Origin of the sequence: Streptomyces sp. NPDC051018, from assembly GCF_044456085.1 — a bacterium.
GTDB lineage: Bacteria > Actinomycetota > Actinomycetes > Streptomycetales > Streptomycetaceae > Streptomyces.
Genome location: NZ_JBITFN010000005.1, coordinates 219,991 through 233,341 on the forward strand (window position 1 = coordinate 219,991; position 13,351 = coordinate 233,341).

General features: G+C 71.9%; 12 protein-coding genes and 1 pseudogene. 7 read left to right on the forward strand and 6 right to left on the reverse strand.

Annotation, left to right across the window (positions count from 1 at the left end):
- Window positions 1-33 precede the first annotated feature (33 nt).
- The 3 genes from ACIBCM_RS11675 to ACIBCM_RS11685 form a co-directional block, all read right to left on the reverse strand.
- Window positions 34-1,041 carry an RNA polymerase sigma factor SigF gene (locus ACIBCM_RS11675; protein WP_399241847.1) on the reverse strand — a complete coding sequence of 336 codons (1,008 nt, stop codon included), beginning with the start codon at window positions 1,039-1,041 and terminating at the stop codon, window positions 34-36.
- A complete protein-coding gene (locus tag ACIBCM_RS11680; RefSeq protein ID WP_361529373.1) occupies window positions 1,038-1,451 on the reverse strand; it encodes an anti-sigma regulatory factor in 414 nt (137 codons plus the stop codon). The genes ACIBCM_RS11675 and ACIBCM_RS11680 overlap by 4 nt, the downstream gene beginning before the upstream one ends.
- A 263-nt stretch (window positions 1,452-1,714) precedes the next feature.
- Complete coding sequence (locus ACIBCM_RS11685; protein ID WP_399241849.1) at window positions 1,715-1,975, reverse strand: UBP-type zinc finger domain-containing protein; 261 nt, start codon at window positions 1,973-1,975, stop codon at window positions 1,715-1,717.
- A 226-nt stretch (window positions 1,976-2,201) separates the two neighbouring features.
- Between ACIBCM_RS11685 and ACIBCM_RS11690 the strand changes: the two genes are divergently transcribed.
- Window positions 2,202-3,809 carry a Na+/H+ antiporter gene (locus ACIBCM_RS11690; protein WP_399241850.1) on the forward strand — a complete coding sequence of 536 codons (1,608 nt, stop codon included), beginning with the start codon at window positions 2,202-2,204 and terminating at the stop codon, window positions 3,807-3,809.
- A gap of 197 nt (window positions 3,810-4,006) precedes the next feature.
- On the opposite strand, the pseudogene ACIBCM_RS11695 reads toward ACIBCM_RS11690, so the two are convergent.
- Together ACIBCM_RS11695 and ACIBCM_RS11700 are read right to left on the reverse strand one after the other, a co-directional pair.
- Window positions 4,007-4,918: pseudogene (locus tag ACIBCM_RS11695) on the reverse strand (1-aminocyclopropane-1-carboxylate deaminase/D-cysteine desulfhydrase); the annotation flags it as partial.
- An 89-nt stretch (window positions 4,919-5,007) separates the two neighbouring features.
- Window positions 5,008-5,598, reverse strand: a complete 591-nt coding sequence (locus tag ACIBCM_RS11700; protein WP_399241851.1) for an N-acetylmuramoyl-L-alanine amidase — start codon at window positions 5,596-5,598, stop codon at window positions 5,008-5,010.
- A 291-nt stretch (window positions 5,599-5,889) separates the two neighbouring features.
- Between ACIBCM_RS11700 and ACIBCM_RS11705 the strand changes: the two genes are divergently transcribed.
- The 3 genes from ACIBCM_RS11705 to ACIBCM_RS11715 all read left to right on the forward strand — a co-directional run bounded on the left by ACIBCM_RS11705 (window position 5,890) and on the right by ACIBCM_RS11715 (window position 9,754).
- Window positions 5,890-7,314: a family 2B encapsulin nanocompartment shell protein gene (locus ACIBCM_RS11705; protein ID WP_399241852.1), complete on the forward strand. Its 1,425-nt coding sequence runs from the start codon at window positions 5,890-5,892 to the stop codon at window positions 7,312-7,314.
- A gap of 250 nt (window positions 7,315-7,564) precedes the next feature.
- A complete protein-coding gene (locus ACIBCM_RS11710; RefSeq protein ID WP_399242103.1) occupies window positions 7,565-8,596 on the forward strand; it encodes a family 2 encapsulin nanocompartment cargo protein polyprenyl transferase in 1,032 nt (343 codons plus the stop codon).
- 717 nt (window positions 8,597-9,313) lie between these two features.
- Window positions 9,314-9,754: a DUF6304 family protein gene (locus ACIBCM_RS11715; protein ID WP_399241854.1), complete on the forward strand. Its 441-nt coding sequence runs from the start codon at window positions 9,314-9,316 to the stop codon at window positions 9,752-9,754.
- A 542-nt stretch (window positions 9,755-10,296) separates the two neighbouring features.
- Here the strand turns inward: ACIBCM_RS11715 and snpA are convergent.
- Window positions 10,297-10,959 (reverse strand): snapalysin, encoded by a 663-nt coding sequence (gene snpA, locus ACIBCM_RS11720; protein ID WP_399241855.1) that lies wholly within the window; start codon window positions 10,957-10,959, stop codon window positions 10,297-10,299.
- Between the two features lie 300 nt (window positions 10,960-11,259).
- Here snpA and ACIBCM_RS11725 point away from each other — a divergent pair, with 300 nt between their 5' ends.
- From ACIBCM_RS11725 to ACIBCM_RS11735, 3 genes are all read left to right on the forward strand, one after another.
- Window positions 11,260-12,219 carry a LysR family transcriptional regulator gene (locus ACIBCM_RS11725; protein ID WP_399241857.1) on the forward strand — a complete coding sequence of 320 codons (960 nt, stop codon included), beginning with the start codon at window positions 11,260-11,262 and terminating at the stop codon, window positions 12,217-12,219.
- A gap of 312 nt (window positions 12,220-12,531) precedes the next feature.
- Window positions 12,532-13,005, forward strand: a complete 474-nt coding sequence (locus tag ACIBCM_RS11730) for a helix-turn-helix domain-containing protein (protein ID WP_399241858.1) — start codon at window positions 12,532-12,534, stop codon at window positions 13,003-13,005.
- Entirely contained in the window at window positions 13,002-13,262 is a 261-nt protein-coding gene (locus ACIBCM_RS11735) for a hypothetical protein (protein WP_399241859.1), read from the forward strand. The genes ACIBCM_RS11730 and ACIBCM_RS11735 overlap by 4 nt, the downstream gene beginning before the upstream one ends.
- Window positions 13,263-13,351: the final 89 nt, after the last annotated feature.

A 13,351-nucleotide genomic window follows, 5' to 3' on the forward strand; every position in this document is an offset into this window, starting at 1 on the left:
GGCCCCGGAGGGCCTACGCGGACCGGTCCGTTCCTACTCCTCGACCAGCAGCTTCTCGCGCAGCTGGGCGAGCGTCCGCGCCAGCAGCCGGGAGACGTGCATCTGCGAGATGCCGACCTCCTGCGCGATCTGCGACTGGGTCATATTGCCGAAGAACCTCAGCAGGAGGATGCGCTTCTCGCGGGGCGGCAGGTCCTCCAGCAGCGGCTTGAGGGACTCGCGGTACTCGACCCCCTCCAGCGCCTCGTCCTCCGCGCCCAGGGTGTCCGCGACCGCGGGGGACTCGTCGTCCGTGTCGGGGACGTCCAGGGAGAGGGTGGAGTACGCGTTCGCGGACTCGAGGCCCTCCAGGACCTCCTCCTCCGAGATGCCGAGCCGCTCCGCCAACTCGTGGACCGTGGGGGAGCGCCCGTGCTGCTGGGACAGCTCCGCCGTCGCCGTCGTCAGCGCGAGCCGCAGCTCCTGGAGCCGGCGCGGCACCCGTACCGCCCAGCCCTTGTCACGGAAGTGGCGCTTGATCTCGCCCACCACCGTCGGCGTCGCATACGTCGAGAACTCGACCCCGCGGTCCGGATCGAACCGGTCCACCGACTTGATCAGGCCGATCGTCGCGACCTGGGTCAGATCGTCGAGCGGCTCGCCCCGGTTGCGGAACCGTCTCGCCAGATGCTCGACCAGCGGCAGATGCATGCGTACCAGCTGATTGCGCAGCTCCGCCTTCTCCGCCGACCCGTCCGGCAGCGTGCGCAGCTCGATGAACATCGCGCGCGCCCCGCTGCGGTCGTGTGGGTCGTGCTGCTTCTGTTCCTGCACGTGCTCGCTCATGTGGGCCGCCTTCCCCCAGGGCTTCGCCTGGGCGGGGGTACCACCGGCAGCGCCGGGGGGCGTACCCCCAGCCTGCGCCTGCTCCGCCGCCGTCCGGCCGTCGAGTCCGTCCACCGGGTGCGGCCGGGCGTGCTGCTCCGGGATGTCATGCACCGCGGGCGGCTCGTTCCGCACCGGACCGTCCTCGTTCCACACCGGACCGTCCCCGTCCCTCACGCCGGCCCGGGTCCCGCGCCGCGCTGCTTGTACAGGCTGATCGAGACCGTACGGTCGTCGGCGACCGACGAGTTCACCTTGCCGGCCAGCGCGGAGAGCACCGTCCAGGCGAAGGTGTCGCGCTCGGGCGCCCGGCCGTCGGTCGTCGGGGCGGAGACCGTGACCTCCAGCGAGTCGTCGATGAGCCGGAAAACACAGCTGAGGACGGAACCGGGGACCGCCTGCTGAAGCAGGATCGCGCACGCCTCGTCCACGGCGATGCGAAGGTCCTCGATTTCGTCGAGGGTGAAGTCCAGGCGCGCTGCGAGACCGGCCGTGGCCGTACGCAGCACGGACAGATAGGCACCCGCAGCGGGCAGCCGGACTTCCACGAAGTCCTGGGTCCCGGGCTCGCCAGCGATCTGGGACACCCTCACCTCCAAGGTGACACAAGCTCTTTCGGGGCCACGGGGGAAAGGTCCCCGGGGCCGTCGGTACGCAGTCTTTACGTAGCCGGTACTTGCCCGGCGACGCTATCGCGATCCATGGTGCCCTGTCGCAGGGACCCCGATGGTCACTGTCACTCATGGTAGGCATATGAGTACACACAGTGGCTAGAGGTCTGCCGGTCCCAATTGAGGGGAAGCGATGGAGGGTTGACGTACCCACGCCTACGACGATCAATCCCCGTGTTTCAGACGAGCGAACCGTCCACGAAACACCACCGCCAGTTCTCTCCCGGCTCAAAACTGCGCATCACCGGATGTCCCGTTTCGGCGAAGTGCGCACTGGCGTGCCTGAGCGGCGAGGAGTCGCAGCAGCCCACATGGCCGCAGACGAGGCAGAGCCGCAGATGGACGGGGTCCGTGCCCGTGGCCAGACACTTCGGACAGGTCGCCGACACAGCCGCGGGCTCCGGGCGGGGCAGCGCCGTCGCGTGCGCACACTCACTCATGATGGCCAGGTTACGGCGCCGGTGGAGCGCGTTCACGGCGGTCCCGGCGGCGGGCGCGACGCCGGAGCCGGGCCGGGTGTACGGACCGGTGGCCGCACCGATCCGGCGTACCGGCACGACCTGCTGATGTGGCACACCGAACGAAGTGCTGACTCGACCTGCCGGTACAACGCACCGGCACAATGCACCGGCACGACGTACCGACACGGCGACATGAGGGACGCGTATGGAGGCATTGTCACTGGTGGCGCTGGTCGCGGTCAGCACCGCGATCGCCGGAGCCGCCCGCAGGACCCCCGTTGCGGCACCGCTGCTCCTGGTCACCGCGGGGCTGGTCGCCGGATATCTCCCCGGGGTGCCGGACTACACACTCGATCCGCACATCGTGCTTCCGCTGGTGCTGCCGCCCCTGCTGCATCTGGCCGCGCTGGACAGCTCGTATCTCGATCTGCGGGCCAACATCAGGCCCGTGGCGCTGCTCTCCGTCGGCTATGTGCTCTTCGCCACGCTCACGGTCGGATATCTCGCCTACCTCTTCGTCCCCGGGCTGCCGCTGACGGCCGCGCTGGTCCTCGGCGCCGTGATCGCGCCGCCCGACGCCGTCGCCGCGACCGCCATCGCCCGGAAGCTCGGTCTCCCGCACCGGATCACCACGATCCTCCAGGGCGAGTCCCTGGTGAACGACGCCACCGCGATCACCGCCTACAAGGTCGCCGTCGCCGCGGCCGTCGGTGTGGGCGCGAGCTGGGCCGACGGCATCGGGGAGTTCGCCGTCGCGGCCCTCGGGGGAGTGGCCGTCGGTCTGCTGCTGATGGTCCCCATCCACTGGCTCCGCACCCATCTGCGGGAGCCCCTCCTCCAGAACACGCTCTCGCTCCTCATCCCCTTCGTCGCCTACGCGGCGGCCGAGCAGGTGCACGCGTCCGGAGTGCTCGCCGTGGTCGTCGTGGGGCTCTATCTGGGCCACCGCTCCTGGCAGGTCGACTTCGCGACCCGGCTCCAGGAGGCCGCGGTGTGGAAGATGGTCGCGTTCGTCCTGGAGTCCTCGGTCTTCGCGCTGATCGGGCTCCAGCTGCCGTACGTCCTGGACGGGCTCGGCGACTACGGGGTCGGCTCGTCCCTCGGTTACGCGGTCGGGATCTTCGTCTTCGTGGTGGTGGCGCGGTTCGTCTGGGTCTTTCCGGCCACCTTTCTGCCGCGACGGCTGTCACGGCGGATCCGGGAGCGGGAGCCGGGCGTCGACTGGCGGGCCCCGGTGATCGTCGGCTGGGCGGGGATGCGCGGGGTGGTGTCCCTGGCGATCGCGTTCTCCATCCCCGCGGTGACCTCCGCCGGGGATCCGTTCCCCGCGCGGAATCTGGTGCTGTTCCTGACCTTCACCACCGTCATCGGCACCCTGGTCGTCCAGGGGCTCACCCTGCCGGCGCTGATCCGCGCGCTGAGACTGCCGCAGCGCGACACCTACACCGAGACCCTGGCCGAGGCGCAGGCCCAGAGCGATGCGTCCCAGGCGGCCGAGCGACGGCTGGACGAACTTCTCGCGGACGAGCGCAACAGCCTGCCGCCGCCGCTGGAGGAGCGGCTGAGGACGGTCATGGAACGGCGGCGGAACTCCGTGTGGGAGCGGCTCGGGACGGTGAACGAGCGGACCGGGGAGTCGGCGGACGACACCTATCGGCGGCTGGCGCGGGAGGTCATCGGAGTCGAGCGGGAGGTCTTCGTCCGGCTGCGCGACGAACGCCGGATCGACGACGAGATGATGCGTACGCTGCTGCGGCGGCTGGATCTGGAGGAGGCGGCGGCCTATCGCGAGGAGGACGAGGACTCGTCCTGACGGGGATGGCGGGGCAGCTGACAGGGATGGCGGGGCACGCGGGGAAGCGGTCCTGCCGGTTCCGATTCCGGGCCGGCCCCCGGTTCTGCTCCCGGGGCCGGTGGTGCTGTACGGGAATCCGGGTCGGAGTCCGGGTTCGGGTCCGGCGGGAGGGTGTGCCCGGCCGTGGGCGGCGCGCCCTCCGGTGCCTGCCCGGACGGCTCGGGCCGGCCCGTGACCACCGCGGCGAGGGTGGTGCCGGGCGCGAACGCCCCCTCGGCGGCGAGGACGGTCAGTCCGTACAGCATTTTGGCCACATACAGTCGTTCCACAGGCAGGTTGTGGCGCGTTTCGAACTCATCTGCGAACAGGTGCAGTTCGGGCGGTGTACGGGCGTATCCGCCGAAATGGAAGCGCTCGTCGAGCGTCCAGTCGCCGGTCCGGCGGCCGAACGCCTCGCGCTGGAGGCGTGCCGTACCGGCGGCCAGGAAGCCGCCCCGCAGTACCGGGAAGCCGATCGCGCGCGTGCCGGGGGCGAGACCGGCGGCCAGCCCCGCGAGGGTCCCTCCCGTTCCGCAGGCGACCGCGACGGCGTCGGCGTGCCCGCGCAGCTCCCGCCCGAGGGCCGCGCAGCCGCGGACGGCGAGGGCGCTGCTGCCGCCCTCGGGGACGACGAAGGTGTCCCCGGGGTCCCGCCCGGCCGTCGCCAGGATCCGCGCGAGCACGTCCGGGTCGTCCTTGCGGCGGTAGGTCGCGCGGTCCACGAAGACCAGGCGCATACCGTCGGCCGCGCACCGGGCGAGGGAGGGGTTCAGCGGGCGGGAGGCCAGCTCGTCGCCGCGCACGACACCGGTCGTCGCCAGGCCCAGCAGCCGTCCCGCGGCGGCCGTCGCCCGCAGATGGTTGGAGTACGCGCCGCCGAAGGTCAGCACCGGGCGGCCGGCGGCGGCGCGCAGGCCGGGCGCGAGTTTGCGCCACTTGTTGCCCGGTAGCTCGGCGTGGATCAGATCGTCGCGCTTGAGCAGGAGACGTACGCCGTGGCGGGAGAAGCGCTCGTCCTCGACCGGCTGGAGCGGCGACGGCAGCCGGGGCCGCAGGGCGGTGGTGAGGTCGAGCGCTTCCGGGGGCATGCCGCCATTGTGACTCCGCGGCCGTGCGGGGACCTCCGGCGAGACGTCGGAGGGTGCGTGGCCGGTGGGCGCGCCAGGAGTGTGGGCGGCTACTTCAGACGGTTCTGTACGCGCTCCCGCATCGAGGCCATGGTGAAACCCCTGGGGTCGATCTTTCCGGGCTGCCATTCGAGGTGGCCGATGACCGAGCGCGAGTTCCAGCCGTGGACCCGGCACACCGCGGCGGCGGCCTTCGCGATGGCTTCGAGCTGGACGGCCGGCCAGGGATCCCGGCCGTCGCCGAGGTTCTCGCACTCGAAGCCGTAGAAGTGGCGGTTGCCGTCGGCGGTGCGCTCGTTGTCCGGGGGGAGCGCCTTCTCGGCGATGACGGCGCGCAGGACGTCGTCGTCGCCCGCTCCCGCGTGGTTGGCGCGGCCGTAGCCTACGAGATGTACGGCGCCGTCCTTCGCGACGACACCGTGGCAGAGCGGTCCGGGGAGGTCGGCGCGGCCGTCGCGGCAGAGCGCGACGGTGCGGGCCGTGCCCTGGGTGACGGTGTGGTGGATCATGACGCCGTGGACGGGGCCCCAGGGGCCCTTGTGGTTGCGGTTGTGCGTGCGCCAGTCGCCGACCTGGACGACCTTCAGCCCCTCGGCGCGCAGCGCGTCGAGAAACCTGCTCGCGGACATGGGTGAGGACATGACCGGCTCCCTGTGGTGCGAGGAGATTGGTTACGGAATATTCCGTAGCAGCGCTTTTACCCCAACTGCCGTACTGGAGAGGCGTGTTCGGAATGTGTGCGATCCGATCCGGTCAGCTCCGGTCGGGCCTCCTGGCGGATCGCCCGATTCCGCGGGTCGTGCCCCGGCGGCGGTGAACTAGTCCCATCCATTTGTGTAATGGCGGGGGGACTCTGCGTGCTGGAAGGCTTTTCTCCCGCAGGTCAGACCGGTGGTCGGCCTGCGATCAGACCATGATCGAGAGGGAGTCATATGTCGGTTGGTTCGGTCGGCTCTGTCGGCGACGAAGTCCGCGAGCAGCAGACGCCGGAGCAGCAGAGCCTCGGCACCGCTGCCGCGCGGAACCTCGCGACCACCACCAAGTCCGTCCCGCAGATGCAGGAGATCACCTCACGGTGGCTGCTGCGCATGCTGCCGTGGGTCCAGGTGCAGGGCGGCACCTACCGGGTGAACCGCCGTCTGACCTACTCCGTGGGCGACGGGCGCGTCACCTTCGTCCAGACCGGCGACCGGGTCGCGGTCATCCCCGCGGAGCTGGGCGAGCTGCCGGCCCTGCGGGGGTACGGCGACGAGAACGCGCTCGCCGAACTGGCGAACCGCTGCGAGCAGCGGGAGTTCGCCGCAGGCCAGGTACTGGCCGACGCCGGCACGGCCGCGGACCGTGTCTTCCTGCTCGCCCACGGCCGGGTGGAAAAGATCGGCACCGGGCCGTACGGGGACGAGGCCGTCCTCGGCGTCCTCGCCGACGGTTCCTACTTCGGCGAGGCGTCCCTCGTCGACGACGACGCCACCTGGGACTACACCGCCCGTGCCGCGACCGCGTGCACGGTCCTGGTGCTCAGCAGGTACGACGTACTGAACCTCGCGGGGCGCGCCGACTCGCTGCGGGAACATCTCGCCGGGCTGGCCGCCGTTCCCCACCAGCGGACGAACAAGTACGGCGAAGCGGCGATCGATCTGTCCGCCGGCCATGTCGGCGAGGCCGTGGTGCCCCACACCTTCGTGGACTACGAGGCCGCGCCGCGCGAGTACGAACTGAGCGTCGCCCAGACCGTGCTCAAGGTCCACAGCCGGGTCGCCGACCTCTACAGCCAGCCCATGAACCAGACCGAGCAGCAGTTGCGGCTGACCGTCGAGGCGCTGCGTGAGCGCCAGGAGGACGAGCTGGTCAACAACCGCGAGTTCGGCCTTCTCGCCAACTGCGACTACGGGCAGCGCCTCCAGCCGCACGACGGTGTGCCCGGCCCCGACGACATGGACGAACTGCTGTCACGGCGGCGCGGATCGAAGCTGTTCCTGGCCCATCCCAAGGCCATCGCCGCGTTCGGCCGCGAGTGCAACCGCCGCGGGCTCGTGCCTCAGAGCGTGGAGGTCGCGGGCACCCATGTACCGGCCTGGCGCGGGGTGCCGATCTTCCCGTGCAACAAGATCCCGGTCACCGCGGCCAGGACCACCTCCATCATCTGTATGCGTACGGGCGAGGCCGAGCAGGGCGTCATCGGGCTCCAGCAGGCCGGTATCCCGGACGAGATCGAGCCCAGCCTGTCCGTGCGCTTCATGGGCATCGACGAGCAGGCGATCATCTCCTACCTGGTCACGGCGTACTACTCGGCCGCCGTCCTGGTCCCCGACGCCCTCGGCGTCCTGGAGAACGTGGAGGTGAGCCGCTGGAGCTGACCGGGCACCGAGCGCCGGGGACGCTCGGCCGGGGGCCGTACCGCCGTCACCCGCCCCCGGCCGGGCGAAGCCGTACCCAGTACCCGCCTACCCCGTACCCGCCTACTCCCGTACCGTCCCGCTCCGGCCGGGGCTCCGGCGCGCTGTGCCCGGCGCTGGTGTGCGGTGAGGCGGGGTCCCGTATTCCCGTGTCCGCCCGGACCCGTCCCCACCGTCGTCACAGCATCCGGAAAGGACCGCCCTGTTGACCATGTCGGAGGCCGTCGAGGGCCGTGAGGCCCTCGCCCTTCTCGAACGCACCCGTGAAGTCGTCGATCCCCGGCTCCGGGCCGCCGTCGACTCCCTGCCCGGCTCCCTGGGCCGTGTCGCGAAGTACCACTTCGGCTGGGAGCACGCCGACGGCACCCCGTCCGCCGGCTCCGCGGGCAAGGCCATCAGGCCCGCGCTGGTGCTGGCCTCGGCCGGTGCGCTCGGCGGTGATCCGCAGCGGGCCGTCCGAGCGGCAGCGGCGGTGGAGCTGGTCCACAACTTCACCCTGCTGCACGACGACGTCATCGACGAGGACCCCACCCGCAGACACCGCCCCACCGCGTGGACGGTCTTCGGCACCCCCGACGCCGTCATCGTGGGCGACGCGCTCCAGGCCCTCGCGCTGAGACTCCTCGCGGAGGACCGGCACCCGGCGGCAGCGGCGGGGTCCGAGCGGCTCACGGCCTGTGTGATCGAGCTGTGCGCGGGCCAGCAGGCGGACTGCGCGTTCGAGGAGCGTGCCCCGGACGAGGTCTCCCTCGACGAGTGCCTGACCATGGCGACCGCCAAGACCGGGGCGCTGCTGGGCTGTGCCTGTGCCCTCGGGGCGCTCTACGCGGGCGCGGGGCAGGAGGAGACGGCCGCCATGGACGCGTTCGGCCGGGAGGCGGGGCTGGCGTTCCAGCTGATCGACGATCTCATCGGCATCTGGGGTGATCCGGGCCGTACCGGCAAGCCCGCCGGAGCGGATCTCGCCGCGCACAAGAAGTCGCTGCCCGTGGTCGCGGCCCTCACCTCCGGCACCCGGGCGGGCGCCGAACTGGCCGAGCTGTACCGAGGCCCCATGACGGGGTCGGCGGTACGGCGGGCGGCCGAGGCGGTGGAGAGGGCCGGCGGCCGTGACTGGGCCCAGCTCCAGGCGGCGGACCGGATGGCACGGGCCGTCCAGGAACTGTCCCGGGCGGTGCCGGACCCGGGAGCGGCGGGCGATCTGCTGGCTCTGGCGGAGTTCGTCACCCGCCGCAGCAGATGACCCCGCCGTACCGGATGCCACGGGGACCAGGCCGGGCACCGGAGGGCGGTCCGGGACCACCGCTCCGGCGCGGCCGGGCCGTCACCGGACTGTCCGGTCCGGTCGTACCGCCATATCCTGGGGCCATGGGCAGCGAAGGACGTCGGACCGTCCGCCGCCCGCAGGTCGAGTACAGATGCCCGGCGTGCGGACAGCCTGTCGGTACCGTCATCAAGCGACACAAGACCCTCGGGGCGTTCGTCCCCCTCTGGGAGCCCGGCCCCTGCCGTAACGAGGAGTGCGCCGAGTACTCCGCGGCAGAGGACCGCCATCCGGTGGAAGTGCCCGGCGCGGCGGTTTCCACGAGTCCGGAAACAGGCGCCGGTACCGGGCCCGGTACGGATTCCGGTGCGGCTCCGGGGCCGGGTTCCGCCGCGGGCTGAGATCCCGGGCCGGATGGTCCGGTCGCCGGGTCGTCGCCGTGAGCGGGCGGGCCCGGTGGGGCGCCGAGGGGGTCGGCGCGCGTTGGAACCGTCCGGCTCCGGAGCCTCCGTGGTCCGTGTGCGGGTCCGCTTCGTACCTGCGTGGATCCGGGGTTTCGATGGCCTGGTTCGGGTCGTGCGCGCGGTCGTCGGCCCGGGGTCCGGAAGCTCCGCAGGGGGGTCCATCGGGTCGGTTTGCCCCGTTGAGGTATCCCGGATGTCCGACGGAGGCCGCCGTAGCGCTACAGTCCGCGCCATGTCATCGGAGTCGACTGAAGTCTGGGCGGGCTGGTACCGCGATCGGCGTGGCGCGGAAGCGGTCACGATCGCGGCGCGCGGACGTCAACTGTGCACGCGCATCAGGGGTGTTGGGTACGAAGGGGCGACCTTCGCCGCCCTGGAGGGCATCGGGGTCGAGGGAGTGCTCTCGTCCTGCGTACTGGAATGGGACATGCCGCTTCCCGTTCATGCCGACGGCTCGGTCCACCGGGCGACGCTGAGCTGTCTGCTGACCCTCGGCGAACCGCTGCCCGACGGATCGCTCGATCGGGCGGACCTCAATCTGACCCTGCACTACCGCGGGGCCGCGTATGAGTCCGGAGTCGCCGGGGGAGACTTCGACGACGCGCTCGACCGGCTCCAGAAACAGCTGCCGTCCGGCGCCGAACTGGGCGTCCGGGCCCCGGTCGACGCCTGAGCCGAGTCCTGAGCCCGCGCTGCCCATGAGCCGGTCGGTGCGTCCGCCGCCCCGACCGTAGGCCCGCAGGTCCGTACGCCCCTGGTCCGTACGCCACCGGGTCGCGCGGCCGGATCCGTACCACGGGCCATTCGTACGACGGCTCATCCGCACCACGGCCCCGTCCGTAGGACGGCTCATCCGCGCGGCGTCCGGGGCGTACGGCCTCCGGGGCCACCTCCCGGCCCGCCCTGTCCGGGCCGCGCGCTTCCCGGGTACGCGCCTCCCCTCGGGCCCGCGCTTCCCGGGCGCCCGCCGTCCGCGGCGGGCGGCTCCCGCAGTGGCCGGCCGGAGTAAGGGACCGGCATACGGCGAAGGGCGCCCCGCCGGTCGTGGCGGGGCGCCCCTCGTGTCACGGGCGCCGCTTCCGTCCCTCACCCGGGGTCGCCGGGATCGCCGGAGCGCGGGCCCGTGGGCGGGCCGTCAGGGCTGTCCGGTGCGGCCCCTCCCAAGGCCGGTGGCACCGGGACCCGGAACAGCGGCCCTCAGTGGCACTGCCGGGCTCAGGAGGCGCGGGCGACCGCGGCGGCGAGCGCGCCTGCCCACTGGGCGTCGACCCTGGCGCGCTCCCGCGCGTTCGGAGTGTCGTTGCGGCAGGACGGCCCGGGCCCGCCGCCCGACATCAACTCGCTGCACGGGCCCCGGTAGTTGTCCGGCAGACCCAGCACATGACCGGTCTCGTGGGAGGTGACACGGTTCGAGTCGTACTGCTGGTTCTGCCGGTAGTCGAGGAAGATGTAGCCGCGTCCGCGGCCGTCGGTGCTGGCGTACGAGCCACGCGGGTCGTTGCCCTCGCGGTAGGTGAAGTCGGCCCCGCTGCCCTCCTGGAGCCGGACATTGGCGACCGAGCTGTTCCAGACCTGGGTGCTGCGGGCTATCTGGCTGCGGAAACTGGGGGCGCGCGAGGCGTTGTAGGTGACGGTGACCATCCGGGCGCCCGGGGCGGCGGCGCGCTTGGCGGCGACCGAGTCCAGAACGGCCTCGAAGAAGGCCCTGGTCGCCCTGGCGTCCTCGGCGGACCCTTCGTAGGCCGCGTGGGCGGAGGGCGCGGGCCGGGCGGCCGCCGCGGGGGATTCGGCGGCCGACGCGGTCGCGGGCACGGCGCCGAGAGCGGCCGCGAGGCCGAGTCCCAGTGCCGCGGAGAGCAGGGTCGTGGGGTTGCGCATGGGGGGCTCCTTACTCGTCCGGTGAACGGTTCGGTACGGCCGATTTTCGGGGTGCAGACCCCGCTCGCGGATGATGCCAACCGCCGATAGCACCGGCTCATCACCCCCTTCCGCACCGCCGGTTGCCCCCGTTTCCGCCCTTCAGCCGCCCCGCGTCCGTTTCCTCATGCGACGCCGCGTCCGTCTCCGGCCGACACCGCGACCGTTCGCGGATCCGTCGCCGGAGCCTGTCCGCGTCCGTCCCCTGTGCCCGAATCTGTGTGTCTGGTGTGGCTGTTGGTGCGGCCCTACTCTTCGGACATGGAGCTCGAGGTGAGGCACCTCCGCGCCCTGTGCGCCATCGCGGACACGGGCAGCCTGCACAAGGCCGCCCGCCGGCTGGGCGTCAGCCAGCCGTCCCTGACCACGCAGTTGCGCCGTATCGAGCACTCGCTCGGCGCGGAACTCTTCATCCGGGAGCGCACCGGCTGCCGGCCGACCCCGGTGGGCCGTGCCGTCCTCAGCCGCGCCCGGCCCCTCGTGACCGAGATGAACGCCCTTGTCGCCGAGGCCAAGGCGTTCGCATCGGGGTCGGGCGGGCCCCGGCTGCGTATCGGCTCCACCGCCAGCCGCGCGCTCCCCGGCTGGCTCGGCCGGCTGCGCCGCCGGCTGCCCGGCACCGATATCTCCCTCCATATGGACGTCTCGGCGAACGCGCTGCTCAGAATGGTCGCGGCGGGCCAGCTCGACGTCGCCTTCGTGCACGAGGTGGAGGGCTGCCCGCTGTTGGTACCCGAAGGGCTGTCGGTGCGTGTGCTGGTGGAGCGCGAGCCCCAGTTCGTCTCCATGGCACGCGATCACCCGGCCGCCGCCGAGCCCGTCGTGGAACTGTCCGATCTGGCGGGGGACCGCTGGATCGTGGACCCCACGGTGGACGGCGAATGGGACGGGCTGCGCCGCGTTCTGGCCGCGGCGGGGCTCGATCCGCCCGTACTGCACGGGGATTACCACACGGCGGCGGCCCTGATCGCCGTCGGTGAGGCGGTGGCACCCTGCCAGCCCACCTCGGGACCGCGTGACGACATGGTGATCCGCCCCCTGCGCGGCGACCCTCTCGCCGTACGGCTGCTGCTGTTCTCACCGCCCGGTTCGGGGAAGTCGTACGAGACGGCGTACGCCGACCTGGAGGCGGCGTACCGCGATGTGGCGTCGGGCGCGGCGGCGTACCGCCAGTGGCTGGTACGGAACAAGAGCCCGCTGCTCTCCGCGCCGGCGGCCTGAGAAGCGCCGAACCGGGCGTTCCGGGCCGTCCCCTCGCGCTGGTACGGGAGGCGATACGGGCCTCTGGCCACGGGTGTTGGCGCCGGGGAGACCCCGGGACGGCCGCGCGCCGGTACGGAGGTACGCGGGCGACCGGGGCCCGGGTCCTTGTGCGTCGGTGGCCCGGCGCCGGACCCGTGCCGGCGACCCCGGCGCGGGCCCCGCGTCCCGGAGCCGACCCCGAGACAGCCCGGAGATGTCCCCGGTTCCCGCCCTCGAACCTGCCTGACGTTATAGGCATCTGCTAATTTTTCTTTGCATGAGGAAGCCGCCATGAGCGCGCCCGTACCCAAGGGCGACGAGCTGGTGCGTGTACTGGCCACGCTCTCCAATCCCCACCGGCTGCGGGTGGTTGCCGCGCTGACGCGCGGCGGGCGCAACTACGTCAGCCGGCTGGCCAGGGAACTGGGCATCAGCAGGGCCCTGCTCCAGGTCCATCTCAAGAAGCTCGAAGCGGCCGGCCTGGTGTCGTCCCGCCTCGAACTGTCGGAGGACGGAAAAGCCATGAAGTACTACGAGGTCAGACCGTTCGCGGTCGAGCTGACACCGCGGAACGTCGCCATCGCGGTCGACACGCTCGGCCGGGACGGCGACCCGCCCCCGGAGGGCGATGAACCAGCCGGGGCGGACAGTGTTCCGCCCGGAGCGGACCGGGGCGGAAGTGAAGACAGCCGCACGCACGGGGACCGGAACGCCGGGGACGGCACGGACCGCCAGGACACCGAGGGGCAGGGGGTTTTGTCATGAACGAGCACGAATGGCAGGAGATCATCGGGACGATCGGGCTGTTCTGCCTGGTCATCATCGTCGTCACCCTGACCGTCTGGCACTTCACCGGGGGCCGCCGCTCACGCGCCCGCGAGGAGACGCTGAAGCAGCTCGCCGAGCAGATGTCGGCGGGCCAGCAGCGCACCGAGCGGCAGCTCAGCGAGCTGACCGGGCGGGTCACCGAACTCCAGGGCCGTACCGGCGCGCTGGAGAAGATCCTCAAGGACGTCGAGTAGCCCCCACCGGCCCCCGTCGTCCTTCTCCTCTTCCCACCCCCACCCCTGCCCCCCCTGACCTCATCCCCATTCCATCCCCGTCCTCGTCC

Excerpts from the sequence above, each read along its gene's own strand:
- ACIBCM_RS11685 (WP_399241849.1), bottom strand. The coding sequence starts at position 1,975 with ATGAGTGAGTGTGCGCACGCGACGGCGCTGCCCCGCCCGGAGCCCGCG.
- ACIBCM_RS11690 (WP_399241850.1), top strand. The coding sequence starts at position 2,202 with ATGGAGGCATTGTCACTGGTGGCGCTGGTCGCGGTCAGCACCGCGATC.
- ACIBCM_RS11700 (WP_399241851.1), bottom strand. The coding sequence starts at position 5,598 with ATGTCCTCACCCATGTCCGCGAGCAGGTTTCTCGACGCGCTGCGCGCC.
- ACIBCM_RS11705 (WP_399241852.1), top strand. The coding sequence starts at position 5,890 with ATGTCGGTTGGTTCGGTCGGCTCTGTCGGCGACGAAGTCCGCGAGCAG.
- ACIBCM_RS11710 (WP_399242103.1), top strand. The coding sequence starts at position 7,565 with ATGTCGGAGGCCGTCGAGGGCCGTGAGGCCCTCGCCCTTCTCGAACGC.
- ACIBCM_RS11715 (WP_399241854.1), top strand. The coding sequence starts at position 9,314 with ATGTCATCGGAGTCGACTGAAGTCTGGGCGGGCTGGTACCGCGATCGG.
- snpA (WP_399241855.1), bottom strand. The coding sequence starts at position 10,959 with ATGCGCAACCCCACGACCCTGCTCTCCGCGGCACTGGGACTCGGCCTC.
- ACIBCM_RS11725 (WP_399241857.1), top strand. The coding sequence starts at position 11,260 with ATGGAGCTCGAGGTGAGGCACCTCCGCGCCCTGTGCGCCATCGCGGAC.
- ACIBCM_RS11730 (WP_399241858.1), top strand. The coding sequence starts at position 12,532 with ATGAGCGCGCCCGTACCCAAGGGCGACGAGCTGGTGCGTGTACTGGCC.
- ACIBCM_RS11735 (WP_399241859.1), top strand. The coding sequence starts at position 13,002 with ATGAACGAGCACGAATGGCAGGAGATCATCGGGACGATCGGGCTGTTC.